This is a genomic window from Lactococcus sp. LG1267 (assembly GCF_017309545.1).
GTDB lineage: Bacteria > Bacillota > Bacilli > Lactobacillales > Streptococcaceae > Lactococcus > Lactococcus petauri.
This window is the reverse complement of record NZ_CP071295.1, coordinates 384,376-402,685: the sequence shown is the minus strand read 5'-3', so window position 1 is coordinate 402,685 and position 18,310 is coordinate 384,376. Positions and strand designations below refer to the sequence as shown.

The 18,310-nt window shown below is 39.6% G+C and carries 19 protein-coding genes and 1 tRNA gene; 17 read left to right on the top strand and 3 right to left on the bottom strand.

Features of this window, described 5'->3' with window-relative positions; genetic code table 11:
• Positions 1–192 precede the first annotated feature (192 nt).
• Positions 193–1,323, top strand: coding sequence for a molecular chaperone DnaJ (dnaJ, locus tag J0J33_RS02025; RefSeq protein WP_029343495.1), 1,131 nt, complete (start codon positions 193–195; stop codon positions 1,321–1,323).
• A 71-nt stretch (positions 1,324–1,394) separates the two neighbouring features.
• Positions 1,395–1,922 carry a YqeG family HAD IIIA-type phosphatase gene (locus J0J33_RS02020; RefSeq protein ID WP_019291480.1) on the top strand — a complete coding sequence of 176 codons (528 nt, stop codon included), beginning with the start codon at positions 1,395–1,397 and terminating at the stop codon, positions 1,920–1,922.
• Between the two features lie 175 nt (positions 1,923–2,097).
• Here J0J33_RS02020 and zwf read toward each other — a convergent pair whose 3' ends face one another.
• Positions 2,098–3,585, bottom strand: a complete 1,488-nt coding sequence (gene zwf / locus J0J33_RS02015; RefSeq protein ID WP_173817236.1) for a glucose-6-phosphate dehydrogenase — start codon at positions 3,583–3,585, stop codon at positions 2,098–2,100.
• A gap of 23 nt (positions 3,586–3,608) precedes the next feature.
• A complete protein-coding gene (locus J0J33_RS02010) occupies positions 3,609–3,788 on the bottom strand; it encodes a hypothetical protein (protein ID WP_019291482.1) in 180 nt (59 codons plus the stop codon).
• Between the two features lie 109 nt (positions 3,789–3,897).
• Between J0J33_RS02010 and J0J33_RS02005 the strand changes: the two genes are divergently transcribed.
• The 5 genes from J0J33_RS02005 (at position 3,898) to J0J33_RS01985 (ending at position 6,392) form a co-directional block, all read left to right on the top strand.
• Entirely contained in the window at positions 3,898–4,743 is an 846-nt protein-coding gene (locus J0J33_RS02005) for a sulfite exporter TauE/SafE family protein (protein WP_019291483.1), read from the top strand.
• A complete protein-coding gene (locus tag J0J33_RS02000) occupies positions 4,740–5,108 on the top strand; it encodes a DUF1634 domain-containing protein (protein WP_019291484.1) in 369 nt (122 codons plus the stop codon). The genes J0J33_RS02005 and J0J33_RS02000 overlap by 4 nt, the downstream gene beginning before the upstream one ends.
• 47 nt (positions 5,109–5,155) lie before the next feature.
• Positions 5,156–5,238: transfer RNA gene (locus tag J0J33_RS01995), tRNA-Leu, on the top strand.
• A gap of 52 nt (positions 5,239–5,290) precedes the next feature.
• Complete coding sequence (locus J0J33_RS01990; RefSeq protein ID WP_019291485.1) at positions 5,291–5,497, top strand: hypothetical protein; 207 nt, start codon at positions 5,291–5,293, stop codon at positions 5,495–5,497.
• 10 nt (positions 5,498–5,507) lie between these two features.
• Positions 5,508–6,392, top strand: a complete 885-nt coding sequence (locus J0J33_RS01985) for an NAD(P)-dependent oxidoreductase (protein ID WP_173817234.1) — start codon at positions 5,508–5,510, stop codon at positions 6,390–6,392.
• Between the two features lie 39 nt (positions 6,393–6,431).
• On the opposite strand, the gene argS is transcribed toward J0J33_RS01985, so the two are convergent.
• Entirely contained in the window at positions 6,432–8,120 is a 1,689-nt protein-coding gene (gene argS, locus J0J33_RS01980) for an arginine--tRNA ligase (protein WP_019291972.1), read from the bottom strand.
• Between the two features lie 374 nt (positions 8,121–8,494).
• Between argS and argR the strand changes: the two genes are divergently transcribed.
• From argR to J0J33_RS01930, 10 genes are all read left to right on the top strand, one after another.
• Positions 8,495–8,941: an arginine repressor gene (gene argR, locus J0J33_RS01975; RefSeq protein WP_019291971.1), complete on the top strand. Its 447-nt coding sequence runs from the start codon at positions 8,495–8,497 to the stop codon at positions 8,939–8,941.
• The gene (locus J0J33_RS01970) at positions 8,931–9,272 is read left to right on the top strand and encodes a YlbF family regulator (protein WP_019293298.1); all 342 of its coding nucleotides are present in this window, start codon (positions 8,931–8,933) and stop codon (positions 9,270–9,272) included. The genes argR and J0J33_RS01970 overlap by 11 nt, the downstream gene beginning before the upstream one ends.
• 109 nt (positions 9,273–9,381) lie before the next feature.
• Complete coding sequence (mutS, locus tag J0J33_RS01965) at positions 9,382–11,889, top strand: DNA mismatch repair protein MutS (RefSeq protein ID WP_206921753.1); 2,508 nt, start codon at positions 9,382–9,384, stop codon at positions 11,887–11,889.
• Positions 11,890–11,958: 69 nt separating this feature from the next.
• Positions 11,959–12,624: a hypothetical protein gene (locus tag J0J33_RS01960; protein ID WP_019335751.1), complete on the top strand. Its 666-nt coding sequence runs from the start codon at positions 11,959–11,961 to the stop codon at positions 12,622–12,624.
• A gap of 170 nt (positions 12,625–12,794) precedes the next feature.
• The gene (mutL, locus tag J0J33_RS01955) at positions 12,795–14,681 is read left to right on the top strand and encodes a DNA mismatch repair endonuclease MutL (protein WP_019291967.1); all 1,887 of its coding nucleotides are present in this window, start codon (positions 12,795–12,797) and stop codon (positions 14,679–14,681) included.
• Positions 14,682–14,700: 19 nt separating this feature from the next.
• Positions 14,701–15,663: a glycosyltransferase gene (locus tag J0J33_RS01950; protein WP_019291966.1), complete on the top strand. Its 963-nt coding sequence runs from the start codon at positions 14,701–14,703 to the stop codon at positions 15,661–15,663.
• Positions 15,663–16,253 (top strand): Holliday junction branch migration protein RuvA, encoded by a 591-nt coding sequence (gene ruvA, locus J0J33_RS01945; protein WP_019291965.1) that lies wholly within the window; start codon positions 15,663–15,665, stop codon positions 16,251–16,253. Before J0J33_RS01950 ends, ruvA begins: the two co-directional genes overlap by 1 nt.
• A 37-nt stretch (positions 16,254–16,290) precedes the next feature.
• Positions 16,291–17,289: a Holliday junction branch migration DNA helicase RuvB gene (gene ruvB / locus J0J33_RS01940; protein ID WP_019291964.1), complete on the top strand. Its 999-nt coding sequence runs from the start codon at positions 16,291–16,293 to the stop codon at positions 17,287–17,289.
• Positions 17,290–17,385: 96 nt separating this feature from the next.
• Positions 17,386–17,820: a low molecular weight protein-tyrosine-phosphatase gene (locus J0J33_RS01935; protein WP_173817233.1), complete on the top strand. Its 435-nt coding sequence runs from the start codon at positions 17,386–17,388 to the stop codon at positions 17,818–17,820.
• A gap of 86 nt (positions 17,821–17,906) precedes the next feature.
• The gene (locus J0J33_RS01930; RefSeq protein ID WP_003133119.1) at positions 17,907–18,272 is read left to right on the top strand and encodes a MerR family transcriptional regulator; all 366 of its coding nucleotides are present in this window, start codon (positions 17,907–17,909) and stop codon (positions 18,270–18,272) included.
• The last annotated feature ends 38 nt before the right edge of the window (positions 18,273–18,310 follow it).

Here is an 18,310-nt window from a genome sequence, read left to right as displayed (position 1 = left end):
AAACTACGGTTTGTATTTTTTATCTCTAGGATTTAGCACTCTTTATATAAGAGTGCTAATTTTTTTGCCAAAAGTCATAAAAAATGCTAAAATAGATTATGGTAGAAGTGAATATAGTCTACTTTTAGAGAGTAAGTGGTTGAAAAACCAAGTAAATCTCTAAAAATTCCATGTCAAGAAGGTTTAAATCATATGAATAACACAGAATTTTACGAACGCCTAGGTGTGGATAAAAATGCCAGCCAAGACGAAATTAAAAAAGCTTATCGAAAGATGTCTAAAAAGTATCACCCAGATATTAATAAAGACCCGGGTGCAGAAGACAAGTACAAAGAGGTTCAAGAAGCTTATGAAACTTTAAGTGATGAACAAAAACGTGCCAGCTACGATCAATATGGTGCTGCAGGTGCTAATGGTGGTTTTGGCGGAGGTCAAGGTGGTTTCTCTGGCTTTGACGGTTTCCAAAGTGCAGGCGGCTTTGGCGGTTTTGAGGATATTTTCTCAAGCTTCTTTGGTGGAGGCGGTGGCCAAGCTGATCCAAATGCACCACGTCAAGGAGATGACCTACAATATCGTATCAATTTGACATTTGAAGAAGCTATTTTTGGTGTTGAGAAAGAAATCAAATACCATCGCGAAGAGCTTTGTCACACTTGTGCAGGTTCAGGTGCCAAACCAGGTACTCATGCTGAAACATGTCATAAATGTCATGGACGAGGACAAACACAAGTTATTCGCGACACTCCATTAGGGCGTATGTCAACAAATGTCGTCTGTGATGTTTGTCATGGTACAGGTAAGGAAATCAAATCTCCTTGTCCAACATGTCACGGTACAGGTCACGAAAAATTGGCACACACAGTTAAGGTAAAAGTACCGGCTGGTGTGGAATCAGGTCAACAAATGCGCCTCCAAGGTCAAGGTGATGCTGGGACAAATGGTGGCCCTTACGGTGATCTCTATGTCCGTTTCCAAGTTGCTGCAAGTGATAAGTTTGAACGTGATGGTAGCGAAATTTATTACAAGATGCCATTGAACTTTGTTCAGGCAGCCTTAGGGGATGAGATTGAAGTTCCAACTGTTCACGGTAATGTGAAGTTGAAGATTCCTGCTGGTACGCAAACAGGTACTAATTTCCGACTTAAAGGTAAAGGTGCACCTAAATTACGTGGTAGTGGTCAAGGTGATCAACACGTTGTGATTAATATTGTAACACCAGAAAAATTGAATGATGCTCAACGTGATGCTTTGCGTGAGTTTGCAAAAGCTAGCGGACAAAATGTATCAGAACAGAAAAAAGGATTTTTCGATAAATTTAAATAAAAAAGCTGTCGTTAGACAGTTTTTTTGTTTATCAATTAGGTAAATGCTGCTGTATTTGGTATAATGTTTTTATGAAACTTGTGAATTATAAACCAGACTATCTTCTAGAAGCTGTGTATAACTTGGATGTGGAAAACTTAAAAAAGCGAGATATTCGAGGAATTATGGTGGACTTAGATAATACACTTATTGCTTGGAATAATCCCGATGGAACACCCGAATTGCATCAATGGCTACAAACAATGCGTACAAATGGTATAAAGGTTATTGTTGTCTCAAATAATAAACATGACCGTGTCAAACGTGCGGTAGCTAAGTTTGATGTTGATTTTGTTTCGCGTGCGATGAAACCTTTTGCTTGGGGAATAAATAAAGCCTTAGTTAAACTTAACGAACGACCGGACCATGTCATTATGGTTGGTGACCAATTAATGACAGATATTCGAGCTGCACACCGTGCTGGGGTTCGCAGTATTCTTGTGAAACAATTGGTAGAGTCTGATGGTTGGAGTACCAAGTTTAACCGCTGGCGTGAACGCCGTGTGTGGAAAAAGTTGATTCGGAAATACGGCTATCCTAAATGGAATACAAGATTATAACTCTGCAGAGGCAGAGTTATTTTCTATTATTGGGCTTTTCCCGAGGTTTTCCACTGTATTTTTCTACTTATCCCAAGTTTTCCACAGTTTTACACACCTTATTCACAAAAATGTGGAAAACTGTGAATAAATGTGTGGAAAAAAAGAAACCTCAATGAAGTTTCTTTTTTTTTATTTATATTAAACCGCGTTCTTTATACCATTGATCAGGTTGCCAGATCCACTGTCTTCCATCTTTTTTGAGAAGTTCAAAGGCTTCCTGTGGTCCCATGCTTGCTGCAGGGTATTTCGGAAGGTCTTGATGCGCTTCATCCCATGCTTGGCGGATAACATCAATAAGTTCCCAAGAACGGGAAACTTCTTCCCAGTGGGAGAAGTTAGTGCCATCACCATGTAAAACGTCAAGCAAGAGTTTTTCATAAGCTTCAGGAGAATTTCCTAAAATTGCTGCATCATGACGGTAGCCCAATTTGATAGGCGCGATATTGAATCCTTGGCCAACTTCTTTCCCATTAATTGTAAGGGAGAAACCTTCAGTAGGTTGGATATAAATGGTAAGGATGTTTTCCCCAAGATCTGTATCAAAAATATTATTAGGGTCTTGTTTGAAAACAATGTTAATTCGTGTTCCTTTTTCTGTCAGACGTTTTCCACTACGTACGTAGAAAGGAACACCAGCCCAACGGTCATTATCAATAAGGAATTTTCCAGCGACAAAAGTTTCTGTGTTAGAATCTGGCGCTACAGAGGGTTCAGAACGATAATCTACAAAGTTCTTACCGTCAATCTTACCCTCAATATATTGTCCAGGGATGAAAGCTTCAAGCGCTTCTTGTTTGGAATATTTACGAATGCTATGAAGGGCCTTAACCTTTTCGTTCAAAATGTTTTTTTGTGTAAAAGTTTGAGGCTTTTCCATAGCCAGTAAAGCCAAAACTTGAAGCACATGATTTTGAATCATATCCTTGAGCGCGCCGCTCGTTTCGTAATAACCACCGCGATCTTCAACGCCAATACTTTCAGCAAAAGTAATCTGTATATTATCGATGTGGTCCTTGTCCCAGATGGATTCAAACATTTGGTTGGCAAAGCGGATAGCCGAAACGGATTGAATCATTTCTTTTCCGAGATAGTGGTCAATACGGAAGGTTTGATCTTCTGAAAAGACATCTTTAAGTGCAGTATTCAGTTCTTGAGCTGTTTCCAAATCACTTCCGAAAGGCTTTTCGATAATCACACGTTCAAAACCTTTACCTGTCAGAATCTTTTCTGATTTGAGGTGGTTAGCAATGATTGAGAAAAATTGTGGCGCCATAGCCAGATAGAAAACTTGGTTGCAAGCAGTATTATACTTTTCTCGGAGTTCATCTCCGAGCTCCTTGAGGGCATGATAGTGACTGCTGTCATTTACATCATGGCTTTGATAGTAGAAGTGGCTCGAGAAGTCATTGAGTTCTTCTTGGTCACTGCTTAAACCAGCTAAAGATTCCATAACGATTTGGCGATAATACTTATCGGTCCATGGGCGACGAGCAGTACCAATCACTGCAAAATTTTCTGCAATTTCGCCTTTTTTATAAAGTTGGAAAAGGGCGGGATAAAGTTTCCGTTTTGCGAGGTCACCAGTAGCCCCGAACATGGTAAAAAGTACTTGTTTACTCATAAGTCTCTTCTTTCTATTGATTATCAAACATCATTTTCAGCATAGTCGATATAAGTATCAACATAATCCAGATAGTCTTTATTTAACTGGGTCTTTATATCTTGATACTCAGCTTCAGTATAATCACGCTCAGCAATTTTAGCACGATAAAAAGGTAAGTTTAATTCTTTTTGAAGTCTCTCTTCAAGCTCTTTACGATTCATAATGATTTCCTTATATGAGAAAAATTTACTACTAAGAAAATTATATCACAAAAATATCTTTGCGCCCTCCAACTGAGATTCTTTCGAATGAAAGTGATAGAATAGGAATATGTCTTTATTAACTTTTACACTTTGCATGCTCATACTTGGCGTTGTTGCCGGTATTGTAGGAAGCATTTTAGGTCTCGGTGGTGGAATTATCATCACACCGATTATTACCTCTTTTTTTGGGGTTGATATAAAATATGCAATCGGTGCAAGTATTGTCGCTGTTATTGCAACGAGTTCAGGTGCTGCCATTTCTTATTTGAAAGATGATCTGGTCAATGTTCGGGTCGCCATGTTTTTAGAAATTTTTACCACAATTGGTGGATTACTAGGAGCGATTTTGGCCGGACTGTTTAATGCTGCGGTATTAAATATACTTTTTGCTTGTTTATTGATTTTTCAAGCCTATAATATGTGGCGTAAGCTACATCAAGGTGAAAAAGTCTTGCAAAATGTTACCTCAGACAAATGGGCAGAAAAGATGAAGCTTAATTCTTCTTACTTTGATAAGCAAACAGGAAAAGAGGTAGCTTATCAAGTGGAAAAAGTCCCAGCTGGTGCATCGATTATGTTTGGTGCAGGAATAGCTTCAGGACTTTTAGGAATAGGTTCGGGGGCATTTAAGGTTTTAGCTATGGATACAACGATGAAAATGCCATTAAAACCGTCAACTGCAACCTCAAATCTCATGATTGGGGTAACTGCAGCAGCTTCAGCGACGGTCTACTTCTTTAACGGCTATGTTGATCCGTCCTTAGCAGGACCTTTAGCGATAGGAATTGTAGCTGGCGCAGCTATTGGTTCGCGTATTATGCCACATTTGCCTGCTCGGACGATTCGCTTGATATTTATTCCTGTAATTGGTCTTATGGCTTTACAAATGATACTTAAAGGACTTGGTTTATGACGGAAGAAAAAGAAAAATTACTTGAAATTGAACTCAGAATAGGAAAAATTTTAAGAGCGGGTGTGTTTATTAGCTCGGCAATTATCATTATTGGTTTAATTATGTTTGTTTTCACGGGGCATTCTGGTTACCCCGGGACGACTTATCCTCGAGGCTTGTCGGAAATTGCAGAGGGGCTTGTCGCTTTTAAAGCCTTCGCTTGGCTTATGACTGGTCTGTTTCTTTTGATTTTAACACCTGTCCTTCGGGTAGTTGCTTCTATTTTTGCCTTTGCAAAAGAAGGTGATAAAATGTATGTCATTATTACGATGATGGTACTCGCTGTATTGATTATAGCTATCCTTTTAGGGCATACAGGTGCGTAAGCTATTTCTTGCAAAACACTATTGAAACTGGTATTATAGGTAGTGCTGGGGGAGTGGTGGAATGGCAGACACGCATGCTTCAGGTGCATGTGCTCGTAAGGGCGTGGGGGTTCAAATCCCCTCTCCCCCATAACCAGTTACAATCTCGCTTAGGCGGGATTTTTTATTTAAGAGGTGAATATATGGCAAGAAGATTGACAAAAGAAGAGCTACAGGAGCGTATAGATGAAAATCCCCTCCGTGCTCTAGCAAGTATAGGAGAGGAAGTAGGTTTAACACGTGTTGGGATTGAAAAATTGCTGAAAAGCTATAAATTAGAAGATTATCGTAATCAAAAGATTAAAGCCTTACGTCGAACAGTAGCAAGGCAAAGAAGATTGAACAAATAAAGGAGAAATCATGGCAAAAATCGGATTTATCGGTACAGGAGTAATGGGCGCAGCAATGGCAGGTCATCTACTTGATGCAGGTAATGAACTGTATGTTTATAATAGAACAAAAGCAAAAACTGAATCTTTAGTAGCGCGTGGAGCAACTTACTGCGCGACACCGCAAGAAATTGCAGAAGTAACGGATATTGTTTTTTCTATTGTAGGCTATCCCAAAGATGTTCGCGAAATTTATTTCGGCGAAAAAGGTGTATTTAAGGCAGATGTACACGACACGTTTTTGGTGGATATGACGACATCAGAGCCGGCTTTGGCTCAAGAGATTTATCATGCTGCAAAAGAAGCGGGAGCTTCGGCTTTAGATGCTCCGGTATCGGGAGGTGACATTGGGGCAAAGAATGCCAGCTTAACAATTATGGTAGGTGGTGAGGAAGAAGCCTATGAACATCTCTTGCCTTACTTTGAAGCTATCGGCAAAACGATTACACGTCAAGGAGCAGCAGGAGCGGGTCAACATACCAAAATGGCTAACCAAATTGCTATTGCAGGAACGATGACTGCAATGACAGAGCTGATGGTTTATGCAGATAAAGCTGGTTTAGATGTGGAAAAAGTTCTTCAAACAGTAGGAGGAGGCTCGGCAGCCACTTGGTCAATGACTAATTATGCACCGCGTATTTTACGTGAGGACTTTAGCGCGGGTTTCTTCGTTAAACATTTTATTAAAGATTTAGGAATTGCTTTAGCTGAGGCTGAAAAAATGGGGATTGAACTTCCTGCCACAGCAGGAGCGAAAAAACTTTATGATCGTTTAGCAGAAAAAGGATATGAAAATGATGGCACTCAGGCGCTGATTAAACTTTGGTGGCCAGAAGGCGTGAGACCGAATAAATAAAAAAATAGACCATGTGGTCTATTTTTTTTATTTGAAAACTTACATTTCCTCTGGTGCTTCCACACCAAGCAGACGCAATGCTTCTTTTAAGACAAGAGAAGTTGCATTAGCAAGTGCTAAACGTGCTTGAAGCCCTTCGTTGTCCTCAAGGATACGTACATGTGCATAATATTTGTTAAAAGCTTGTGCTAAGGAAATTGAGTATTTCGCAATGATAGAAGGTTCATACTTATCTGCAGCACGTTTAACAATGTTACCAAAGTCTTGGAGTAGCTTCACAATTTCCCAAGCTTCAGCTGGTGTTTCTTCAACATTGACTGGTTGCGGTACATAGTTTGCTTTACGTAAGATTGAACGGATACGTGCATACGCATATTGTACGTAAGGGCCAGTCTCACCTTCAAATGAAACCATCTCTTCAAGGTTGAAGTCATAACCATTGTTACGGTCGGTTTTTAAGTCGTAGAACTTCACGGCACCAACCCCAACTTGTTGTGCAACACGCTCTTTGTTTGGCAAGTCAGGATTTTTATCGTTGATTTGCTTCAGAGCACGTTCTACCGCTTCGTCAAGTGTTGTTTCTAACTTAACAACGTGACCTTTACGTGTTGAGAATTTTTTCCCGCCTTGCGTTACCATACCGAAGGACACGTGTGTCATGTTGTCTGACCAGTCATAACCGGCTTCCTTGAGTACTGCCTTTAATTGTTTGAAGTGGTTTTGTTGCTCGCCACCAACAACATAAAGTGATTTTACAAAATCAAAAGTTGCTTTACGGTACATTGCTGTTGCTAAGTCACGTGTAATGTATAATGTTGCACCGTCAGTTTTTTTAATCAAGGCTGGGTTGAGGTTGTATTTTTCGAGGTCTACAACCATCGCACCTTTAGATTCGTGCATTAAGCCTTTAGATTCTAGGTCTTCAACAACGGCATCCATCTTATCAGAGTAGAAAGATTCACCTGTAAAGTGATCAAACTCAATGCCTAATTTACCGTAAATACGGTTAAATTCAATCAAGCTGACATCAGAGAACCATTTCCAGATGCGAAGGGCTTCCTCGTCACCTTGTTCCATTTTAAGGAACCAAGCGCGACCTTCTTCGTCTACCGCGGGATCTTCTTTAGCTTCGGCATTGATTTGTACATAAAGCTTCAATAACTCATCGATTGGATTGGCAGTAATTGTCGCTTCATCACCGTATTTTTTATAAGCAGTGATCAAGAGACCAAACTGTTTGCCCCAATCTCCCAAGTGATTGATTTTGATTGTATTGTAACCAATCTTTTCATAAATTTTTGAAAGCGAGTCTCCGATAACAGTTGAGCGCAAATGACCAATAGAAAAAGGCTTGGCAATATTTGGAGCCGACATGTCAATAGGAACATTAGCACCATGACCGATATTTTGGTCGCCATAGTCTTCTTTTTCAGTGATAACTTCGTTGATAACTGCTGTGGCAACAGCTTTTTTGTCAAGGAAGAAATTCACGTAAGGACCAGTAGCAACTACTTTATCAAAGCCAGTAGCATCAATGTTCTCAGCGATTTCACCAGCGATGATTTGTGGGGCTTTGCGCAAAGTCTTGGCTAAACTGAAAGCTGGAAATGCGATATCGCCCATTTCTGATGATTTTGGTTTTTCAAGCAAATTTTCGATTTGTTCGAGTTCAAGCGCACCATCGAGTACGGCGAACAAAGATTTTGCTGCTAATAGTTTTTCATTCATGGAATAATTATACCATAATAGAAATAAAAAAGTATAGTGCTTATTGTGTTAAATTTTAAGCTTTATGAGTGAAGTGAGCCAAATAACTCATAGGATAAGGAGCGTTCTTTCTCAGATATGTTTTTTTGTGTGATGTGTTGAATTTACGGACTGAAAAAATTATAAAAGATATATTTTGTATTTTTATACACTTTTGATTAGAAAGTGGAATGGTTGAAGCAAGGAAGAGGTCTCTTTATTCATTGGTGTTATGAGGATAGGTGCATATATTTTTATCCTAAGAGTTAAAATATGTATAAATAATAATTTAAAATAATGACAAATGTACCTTCATTCCTGTATTTTGTTGAGTATTTTTATGCTATAATGAGACTATGAAAAGAGAAGAACGATTAAATTTAATTAAACAAATTATCTCTGAAAATAAGATTGCGACACAGGAAGAGCTTCAAAGTGTCCTAGAATCTAGAGGGGTAAAGATTACGCAGGCGAGTCTGTCACGTGATATTCGTGAGCTGCATATTATTAAAAAGCGTGAAGACGGCAAGAGCTTTTATGTTTTTTTGACAGAACTTAACTCGCCTTCACAATCTTTGCTGCAACAATATCTGACTAACTTTGTACTGAAAGTTGATGTTGCCAGTGTTAATGTAGTTGTACACACGCATCTGGGTGAGGCAGATCTTTTGGCGAATGCTTTTGATGATGAGCAACGCCCAGAAATTTTAGGGACTTTGGCTGGTGCAGATACTTTACTGCTCATTTGTAAGGATGAAGCGGCTGCAGAAAGCTTAGCCTTGGAGATTGAAGATGCCTTATAATGCAAGTAAAGAAAAATTGATTGCACATATTCTTGATTTGGATTATGTTAAGGCTTTTCAAAAAGCAGAAAACACCTTACAGGAAGAAAAAGAGCTGTTTGAGCAACAAAGTAAAATGAAGGAGCTGCAGAAGGAAGCCGTTCTCTATCAAAAAATAGGTAAAATACAGGCCTTTAAAGAAACATCTAATGCAGCACAAAAGATACACAAGTCTTTAAAAAACGATCCCTTAGTTGAGGATTATCTTTTAAAAATGCAGCCTGTTGATGCTCTTTTGAATCATGTAACAGGTGAAATTGAAAGTAAAGTTAATGAAGCTTTAGGACATTAGGTCGCTAGGAGAAGGATCTTGTGTCCTTTTTGTTTTTACCTACAAGCTTAAGCTGGCTTTTTGTATGTTATAATAGAAGCAAACAATTTTCAAAAGAAAGAAGAATTATATGTCTGAAAAAATTTCACCAGGAATGCAGCAATATCTTGATATCAAAGCTGATTATCCGGATGCTTTCTTGCTCTTTCGTATGGGAGATTTTTACGAGCTTTTTTATGAAGATGCGGTGAATGCAGCCCAAATTTTAGAATTGTCTCTGACTTCGCGCAATAAGAATGCAGAAAATCCGATTCCAATGGCAGGCGTTCCTCACCATTCAGCAGATCAATATATTGAGCAGCTTGTGAATCTGGGCCATAAAGTTGCCGTGGCAGAGCAAATGGAAGACCCTAAAACAGCTGTCGGTATTGTCAAACGTGCCGTCACTCAAGTTATCACACCAGGAACAGCTGTTGATGTGGGCTTAACAACGGGAAATAACTTTTTAGTGGCCCTGGATAAAGCTTCTGAAACATTTTCCCTAGCTTATATGGATCTATCGACAGGCGAATTTAAAGCAACACAGTTCTCCGATTTTTCAGCAGCCCTCAGTGAGATATCATCTCTAAAGGCACGTGAGATTGTCGTCGGTTATGAGCTATCAGATGATGACAGGCAAGTCTTTGAAAAACAGTTGAACGTGATGGTTTCAGAGCAATACGAGTATGAAGATATTGCCTCCATTCTTGCGCCTTTGGAAAATCAAGTGGCTTCAAAGCTCTTGGCCTATGTTAATCGCACTCAGTTACGGGATTTAAGTCACTTACAGGAAGTGGAACACTATGAAATAAAAGACTTTCTGCAAATGGACTTTGCAACGAAATCTTCTCTAGAGTTAACCGCAAATAAACGCGAAGGAAAAAAACATGGGACACTCTATTGGTTGCTTGATGAAACCAAAACAGCTATGGGCACACGTTTACTCCGTAACTGGGTAGATCGTCCGTTGATTTCTGCCAGCGCAATCAATAAACGTGCGGATATTGTACAACTTTTCGTGGACAATTTCTTTGAACGGGCAGATTTGATTGAGGCTCTAAAGGGAGTTTACGACCTTGAGCGCTTGGCTTCCCGTGTGTCCTTCGGTAAAGTTCTTCCCGTGGATTATTTACAGTTAGAAAATTCCTTATCTAATGTCCCAGGCATTAAAAATGTTTTACTGACCATGAACAATCCAGCCCTAGAACCCTTGATCTCTCAACTGGATGAAATTCCAGAGCTTATCTCCTTGATACGTCAGGCAATAGATGAATCGGCGCAACGTGTCATCACTGAAGGGGGTGTCATTAAGTCAGGTTATAATGAGCAGCTGGACAAGTATCGCGAAGCTTTAACAAATGGTACCTCGTGGATAGCAGAGTTGGAAGCGAAAGAAAAAGCCGACACCGGAATCTCGACATTAAGAATTGATTTTAACCGCAAAGATGGTTATTATTTCCATATTACGCAGAGTCAGCTTGGTAGTGTTCCTGACCACTTTTATCGTAAAGCCACGCTGAAAAATTCAGAGCGTTTTGGCTCAAAAGAGTTGGCTGAAATCGAAGAAATTATGCTTGAGGCACGTGAAAAATCAAGTATTTTAGAATATGATCTTTTTGCGCAAGTACGTACAGAAACTGAACAATATATCTCGCGCCTGCAGAAATTAGCAAAAGCAATTGCCAGCATCGACTGTTTGCAAAGCTTAGCGACTGTTGCCGAAAAATATCAGTATATCCGTCCAATTTTTACTCCAGAACGTAAGGTTAACATTATAAAAGGGCGTCATCCTGTGGTTGAGAGCGTTCTTGGGGCACAAGAATATGTCCCCAATGACATTAAGTTACCGGACCAAACCGCAATTCAACTCATCACTGGGCCAAATATGTCTGGTAAATCAACTTACATGCGTCAATTTGCGATGATTGTTATTATGGCACAGCTAGGTTCTTTCGTACCAGCTGAGGTTGCTGAACTTCCAATATTTGATGCGATTTTTACACGTATTGGTGCAAGTGATAATCTAATCTCAGGAGAGTCGACCTTTATGGTAGAAATGATGGAAGCCAATCATGCTATACAACATGCTACGCCGCATTCTTTAATTATTTTTGATGAACTTGGACGAGGCACTGCAACCTATGACGGAATGGCTTTGGCGCAGTCGATTATTGAGTATATTCATGATAATATTCATGCTAAAACACTCTTTGCGACGCATTATCATGAGTTGACGGAGTTGGCAGATAATCTTAAGGAGTTAGAAAATGTTCATGTTGCCACCTTAGAAAAAGGCGGTGATGTGACTTTCCTGCATAAGATTACGGAAGGTCCAGCAGACAAATCCTATGGTATTCATGTGGCTAAAATTGCAGGACTGCCAACAAAATTACTCGAACGTGCCGATATTATTTTACAAAAGTTGGAGAATAAGCCTGTGATGAGTAAGGCACCCGAAGTTGAAAAAGAGCAATTGAGCCTCTTCACTTTTGAAGATAACCATCAAGATTTGATTGAGATGCTAAAAGAAACGAATGTCGATAATATGACAGCACGCGAAGCTTTGAACTTTTTGTGGGATCTCAAAGACAGGCTGTAAGATTTGGTTTTTAATAGTAAAATTGTTAGAATAAAGTGAATAAATATAGAAGTGTTAAAAGGAGAGTGTATGGCGGAAGATAAAGATAAAATCGTAGAAACACCTGAAGTCCCCGAAGTTGAAACTATGGAAGAAGATGGTGTTGGCGTAACTCCTGCAGGTAAACAGGAAGAAACACTTATAGTATCAGAAACAGAGGGCTCTGTCTCGCCTGTTTCGGAGCCTGTGGAAATCGTGGAAACTACAACTGAAGAAGAGGTTGCAGCTCCCGATGTAGCATCCAAAGACGAGATTCTTTCTGAAAAAGAAGAAACTGAAGCACCTCAAGTTTCTCCATTTGATTATGCAGATGAGCCATTTTTGGCAGACAACCGTGTCAAATCAGGAATAACTCCAAAATGGAACTGGGGTGCAATGGCTATGCCCGTCTTCTTTGGTGTAGCTAATCGCTCTTATCTCGGTTTGCTCAGTTTACTTGTATGTATTCCTTGGCTTGGCTGGATTTTTGGTATTGTTTGGGCTATTGTTTTCGGTATTAATGGAGAACGTTGGGCTCTACAAAATCCAGACAATCGTTACCGTGATGAAGAAGAGTTTCGTAAGGTTATGGACGGTTGGAATCGTGCCGGATTAGTTGCCTTTATCATTGGTGCAGTAGTTATCGTACTTCTCTTGCTTTTCTTTATGATTCTTGGCGCAGCTATATTCAGTAACATGGATCAGCTTCAGTATTAAAATAGATTAATGAAGTGATAATATGAGAGACCTCTCCGGTGTATTTCAGGAGAGGTTCTCTTTGTTGTCAAGAAACTCTTCAGCTTTCAAATTTCTCTCTTTAAAATATGCTATAATAAGTACTGACTATGAAAAAGAGAAACAGTCGCTTGATGCGGAGGTCTGAATAAGTGGGAAAAATAATCGAACTTGATGAATCACTTGCTAATCAGATAGCAGCTGGTGAAGTGGTAGAACGGCCTGCTAGCGTTGTAAAAGAATTAGTAGAAAACTCAATTGATGCCGGTGCAACGCGTATCATTGTGAAAATTCAAGAGAGTGGTTTACGACTCATTGAAGTGATTGACAATGGAACGGGGATTGAAAAAGAAGATGTTGCTAAGTCTTTGAAGCGGCACGCAACCAGTAAAATCAAAAATAAAGCGGATTTGTTTAAAATCCGTACTCTTGGATTTCGGGGAGAAGCGATGCCTTCAATTGCTTCAGTCAGTGAATTTTCTATTGAGACAAGTGTGACAGATGAAGAGTCAGGCACACGCTTGATTAGTCATGGTGGAAAAGTGGACACATTAGAAGCAATTGCTCAAAGAGAAGGGACCAAGGTTACTGTACAAAATCTTTTCTACAATACGCCGGCACGCTTAAAATATATTCGTTCCTTGCAAGCAGAACTTAGCCACATTACGGATGTCATTAATCGTCAAAGTATGGCTCATCCCGAGATTTCTTTCACACTGATCAATGAAGGCAGAGAATTGATGAAAACGGCGGGAAATGGTGATCTACGTCAGGTTATTGCCAGTGTTTACGGCCTTTCAACTGCCAAAAAAATGTTAAAAGTAGAAGCGGAAGATTTAGATTTTACGATTTCGGGATACGTGAGTTTGCCTGAGCTAACACGTGCTAACCGTAATTACATTACCTTGATGATAAATGGCCGCTTCATCAAAAATTTCTTGCTAAACCGTGCAATCCTTGAAGGATACGGTAACCGTTTGATGGTGGGGCGTTTTCCTATTGTTGTGCTTTCTATTGAGATTGATCCGCAATTAGCCGATGTTAATGTGCACCCGACGAAACAAGAAGTACGCTTATCAAAAGAGCGTGAACTAATGCGTTTGATTACAGAAGCTATTCAAAGTGTTTTTGTAGAGCAAACTTTAATTCCTGATGCATTGGAAAACCTTAATTCACGGCGGGCGAAAGTAGAGGAACAACCAGAAGTTACAAGTGAGAGCAAAACAACAAACCTTTATTACGATAAGGTAAGTCAGGATTTCTTTGTGAATAAGACTCAGGTACATGAGGAGTACAGCATGCCTCAGGAGAAGGTTGTTCCTCCAGATGAAGCCCGCACACCTTCTATTTTCGAAGAAACTGTGATCGAAGAAAAACAACAGGCTGAAAGCCCAGAGAAAATAGAAGAAAAAACGGCCTTTCCTGATTTGGAATATCTGGCACAACTGCATGCTACTTACCTGCTTTGCCAAGCGCAAGATGGACTTTATATTATTGATCAACATGCCGCCCAAGAGCGGATAAAATATGAATATTGGCGCGATAAAATTGGTGAAGTAAGCATGGACCAACAAATTTTACTGGCCCCTTACATTTTTAGTCTACCTAAGAATGATTTTTTGATGTTTTTAGATCGAAAATCTATTTTGGAAGAAGCAGGATTGTTCCTTGAAGAATATGGAGAAAATCAATTAATTCTACGTGAGCATCCCACTTGGCTTCAAGAAAATGACTTAGAAGAAACAGTTTATGAGATGATTGATGAAATCCTTTTGACAAAAGAATTCTCAGTCAAAAAATATCGACATGATTTAGCAACAATGGTGGCATGTAAGAGTTCGATTAAGGCAAACCATCCGCTTGATGTTGAATCAGCGCGGGCATTAGTCAAAGAACTTGCTACTTGTGAGAACCCTTACTCTTGTGCGCATGGACGTCCAACAATTGTCCATTTTAATGGCGGAGACTTAGAAAAAATGTTCCGACGCCGTCAAGAAACACATCTTTCCAAAGCCGCAAGTTGGAAGAATATAAATTAAAAATAGGAAAAGAAGAAAAATGACAACTTTATACATGGTAGTCCCTTGTTACAACGAAGAATTGGTACTTGATGAAACATCACGCCGCCTTGAAGAGAAATATGCAGCTTTGAAGCAAGCTGGCAAGATTGATGAAAAAAGCCGTGTTGTTTATGTTAATGATGGTTCGCGAGACAGTACCTGGGAAAAAATTCAAGAAAAACATGCGGCCAATCCGATGTTTAGTGGTATCAATCTCTCACGCAACAGAGGGCATCAAAATGCGCTCTTGGCAGGTTTGATGCAAGTTAAAGACTTAGCAGATGCCGTTATTTCAATGGATGCGGACTTACAGGACGATATCAATGCGATTGATGCGATGCTTGAAGAGTACGAAAAAGGTTACGAAGTAGTTTATGGCGTACGTGATAATCGTGACACAGATACGGCATTTAAACGTCGTACAGCTATGGCTTTTTATGGCTTGATGAAGAAACTAGGCAGTGAATCTGTGCCCAATTCGGCAGACTTTCGCCTGATGAGCAGTCGCGCCTTAAATGGTTTAGCTGAGTATGAGGAAGTAAATCTCTTTTTACGTGGAATGGTCCCTCTTGTGGGATATAAATCAACAAATGTTTACTATAAACGTGGGGAACGTTTTGCGGGCGAAAGTAAGTACCCTCTCAAAAAGATGGTGAGTTTTGCGATTGATGGTATTACTTCAACTTCAGCAACACCGATGCGCTTTATTTTCTGGACTGGATTGACTATGTTCCTTCTTGCTTTTGTAGCTGGAATTTATGTTGTAGCGCGTCATTTCATCGGAGGCTTTCCAACGACTGGTTGGGCCTCAATCATGGTTGCTATTATTGGTCTGGGTGGAATTCAACTCTTGGCTCTTGGGATTATTGGTGAGTATATTGGTAAGATCTTCCTCGAAGTTAAAGCACGCCCACGTTTTATTATCCAAGACTTTATTAACACAGAAGGTGATGAGGACTAATGTACGAATACTTCCAAGGCAAGTTAGTTAAAATTACACCAACATATATCGTTGTTGATGTCGCAAGTATTGGCTATCTCATCAATGTAGCAAATCCTTATGCTTGGTCGCATATGATGAACCAAGAGATTAAAATATATGTGCACCAAGTGATTCGGGAAGATGCACATAGTTTATATGGCTTTATGGATGATGCAGAGAAAGCTTTGTTTTTACGTTTGATTAGTGTATCAGGCATTGGACCAAAATCTGCCTTAGCAATCATCGCTGCAGATGATAATGTGGGTCTTGTTCATGCGATCGACAACAGCGATATCAAGTATTTGACGAAATTTCCAGGTGTCGGTAAAAAGACAGCGATGCAGATGGTTCTGGATTTAGCTGGTAAGTTTGATGCTACGACTTCAGCTGAAATAGTCAAAACTACGGCTAAAAATGAAAATCTAGCTCTTATTGAAGCGATTGAAGCTTTGCAAGCCCTAGGCTATAAAGCAACCGAGCTTAAGAAAATTCAGAAGAAACTTGAAGTTGAATCTGGATTGACCAGTGAAGAGTATATCAAAGCCGCCCTTAAATTAATGATGAAATAAAATCCGTACAATACGGATTTTTGTTATAATAAAAACAATGAACGAAAACTTATCACCAACACCACTTGAAGATGAAATGATGGTTGAGAAGTCTTTAAGGCCTCAATTTTTCAATCAATACATCGGTCAAGACAAGGTTAAAGAACAACTTGAAATATTTATCAAAGCAGCAAGACTACGTGAAGAAGTACTGGATCACGTGCTTCTTTTTGGCCCCCCTGGATTAGGTAAAACAACCATGGCCTTTGTTATTTCGAATGAGCTGGGGGTGAATATCAAACAAACATCGGGACCAGCAATTGAAAAACCAGGTGACTTGGTCGCTATCTTAAACGAACTTGAGCCAGGAGATGTCCTTTTTATTGATGAAATCCACCGTATGCCTATGCAAGTAGAAGAGGTTCTTTACTCTGCCATGGAAGACTTCTATATTGATATCATGCTCGGATCTGGCGATGGCAGTCGCTCAGTTCACTTGGATTTGCCGCCTTTTACATTAGTGGGGGCAACAACGCGAGCTGGGATGCTTTCCAATCCTCTGCGTGCGCGTTTTGGAATTTCGGCACATATGGAATATTACACTGAACGTGACTTGGAGGAAATTGTCAAACGGACAGCGGATATATTTGAAGTGGAGATTGTGGACCAAGGTGCGCTTGAGATTGCATTGCGAAGCCGAGGCACACCACGTATCGCAAATCGCCTGCTGAAGCGCGTTCGAGATTTTGCACAAATTATGGGTGACGGTCGCGTAGATAAAGAAATCACAGATAAAGCACTTCAGATTTTAGATGTGGATAATGCGGGACTTGATTATATTGACCAAAAAATCTTACGCACAATGATCGAAATGTATAATGGAGGTCCTGTAGGTTTAGGAACGCTAGCGGTTAATATAGCAGAAGACCAAGAGACTGTTGAAGATATGTATGAGCCTTATCTGATTCAAAAAGGGTTTATCATGAGAACTAAGCAAGGACGTAAAGCGACACCCAAAGCTTATGAACATTTGGGCTACCCTTATCAAGAGAAATAAAAAATACTCCGTATGGAGTATTTTTTATATGTCTTACTTAAGTAAATTTCCATTATATGATATTTTTTATGCTCATAGCTGTGCTATAATGAAGATATGGAAAAAATAGTATTTGTCTGCTTAGGTAATATTTGTCGAAGTCCCATGGCTGAGTTTGTCATGAAGGACTTAGTTGAAAAAGAGGGGAAAAATTTCGAGGTGGAAAGTAGAGCCACATCGAGCTGGGAACACGGGAATCCCATCCATCCAGGGACACGTTCTCTTTTAACTACGTATGGCATCCCATTTGATGCTGCCAAAGGGAGCCAACAGATCTCACAGGAAGATTTTCAATATTTTGATCAAATTATTGCAATGGATGAATCTAATAAAGAAAATTTAGAGAAAATGGCTCCTGCAGACCAAAAACATAAAATAAAAATGCTTTTGAATAAATCAGTTCCAGATCCTTGGTATACGGGAGATTTTGAGGAAACTTACCGCTTGGTAAAAGAGGGTTGTTTAAATATTTTAGAAAATAATGGCAATTGATGTTATATGATGTGACATAAACCTTTGACAAGAGATAAAACTAGGTTTATAATATGGCCATAGAGTTGAAGTTGAGGAGATGACGGGTGAAAGAACGTGAATTGAGACACTCCCTAGCAGTGCTACCTATTGGTACTGTTATGAAACTAACAGGATTGAGTGCAAGACAAATTCGCTATTATGAGGAACAAGGTTTACTTTTTCCAGAGCGTAACGAAGGTAACCGTCGGATGTACTCTCTTAATGATATTGAGATTGTTTTTGATATTGCTGATTTACTGTCGGAAGGCAATAATATCGCTGATATTAAGCGTATCTATGCTCAAAGACAGAAAAAAGCTATGAAAAATCTCTCTATCAGTGAAGTACATCTTGCTTTAGAACGTGAATTTGCACAGCAAGGACGCTTCGGACATCCAACATCAACTCATTTTAACCAGCCGCGTATGTAAGAAAAACTTACATCAAAGAAATTGAAGCATCGTTTATT

What these genes read in the sequence shown, in the direction of transcription:
- dnaJ (WP_029343495.1), top strand. Translation starts at nt 193, where the DNA reads ATGAATAACACAGAATTTTACGAACGCCTAGGTGTGGATAAAAATGCC.
- J0J33_RS02020 (WP_019291480.1), top strand. Translation starts at nt 1,395, where the DNA reads ATGAAACTTGTGAATTATAAACCAGACTATCTTCTAGAAGCTGTGTAT.
- zwf (WP_173817236.1), bottom strand. Translation starts at nt 3,585, where the DNA reads ATGAGTAAACAAGTACTTTTTACCATGTTCGGGGCTACTGGTGACCTC.
- J0J33_RS02010 (WP_019291482.1), bottom strand. Translation starts at nt 3,788, where the DNA reads ATGAATCGTAAAGAGCTTGAAGAGAGACTTCAAAAAGAATTAAACTTA.
- J0J33_RS02005 (WP_019291483.1), top strand. Translation starts at nt 3,898, where the DNA reads ATGTCTTTATTAACTTTTACACTTTGCATGCTCATACTTGGCGTTGTT.
- J0J33_RS02000 (WP_019291484.1), top strand. Translation starts at nt 4,740, where the DNA reads ATGACGGAAGAAAAAGAAAAATTACTTGAAATTGAACTCAGAATAGGA.
- J0J33_RS01990 (WP_019291485.1), top strand. Translation starts at nt 5,291, where the DNA reads ATGGCAAGAAGATTGACAAAAGAAGAGCTACAGGAGCGTATAGATGAA.
- J0J33_RS01985 (WP_173817234.1), top strand. Translation starts at nt 5,508, where the DNA reads ATGGCAAAAATCGGATTTATCGGTACAGGAGTAATGGGCGCAGCAATG.
- argS (WP_019291972.1), bottom strand. Translation starts at nt 8,120, where the DNA reads ATGAATGAAAAACTATTAGCAGCAAAATCTTTGTTCGCCGTACTCGAT.
- argR (WP_019291971.1), top strand. Translation starts at nt 8,495, where the DNA reads ATGAAAAGAGAAGAACGATTAAATTTAATTAAACAAATTATCTCTGAA.
- J0J33_RS01970 (WP_019293298.1), top strand. Translation starts at nt 8,931, where the DNA reads ATGCCTTATAATGCAAGTAAAGAAAAATTGATTGCACATATTCTTGAT.
- mutS (WP_206921753.1), top strand. Translation starts at nt 9,382, where the DNA reads ATGTCTGAAAAAATTTCACCAGGAATGCAGCAATATCTTGATATCAAA.
- J0J33_RS01960 (WP_019335751.1), top strand. Translation starts at nt 11,959, where the DNA reads ATGGCGGAAGATAAAGATAAAATCGTAGAAACACCTGAAGTCCCCGAA.
- J0J33_RS01950 (WP_019291966.1), top strand. Translation starts at nt 14,701, where the DNA reads ATGACAACTTTATACATGGTAGTCCCTTGTTACAACGAAGAATTGGTA.
- ruvA (WP_019291965.1), top strand. Translation starts at nt 15,663, where the DNA reads ATGTACGAATACTTCCAAGGCAAGTTAGTTAAAATTACACCAACATAT.
- ruvB (WP_019291964.1), top strand. Translation starts at nt 16,291, where the DNA reads ATGAACGAAAACTTATCACCAACACCACTTGAAGATGAAATGATGGTT.
- J0J33_RS01935 (WP_173817233.1), top strand. Translation starts at nt 17,386, where the DNA reads ATGGAAAAAATAGTATTTGTCTGCTTAGGTAATATTTGTCGAAGTCCC.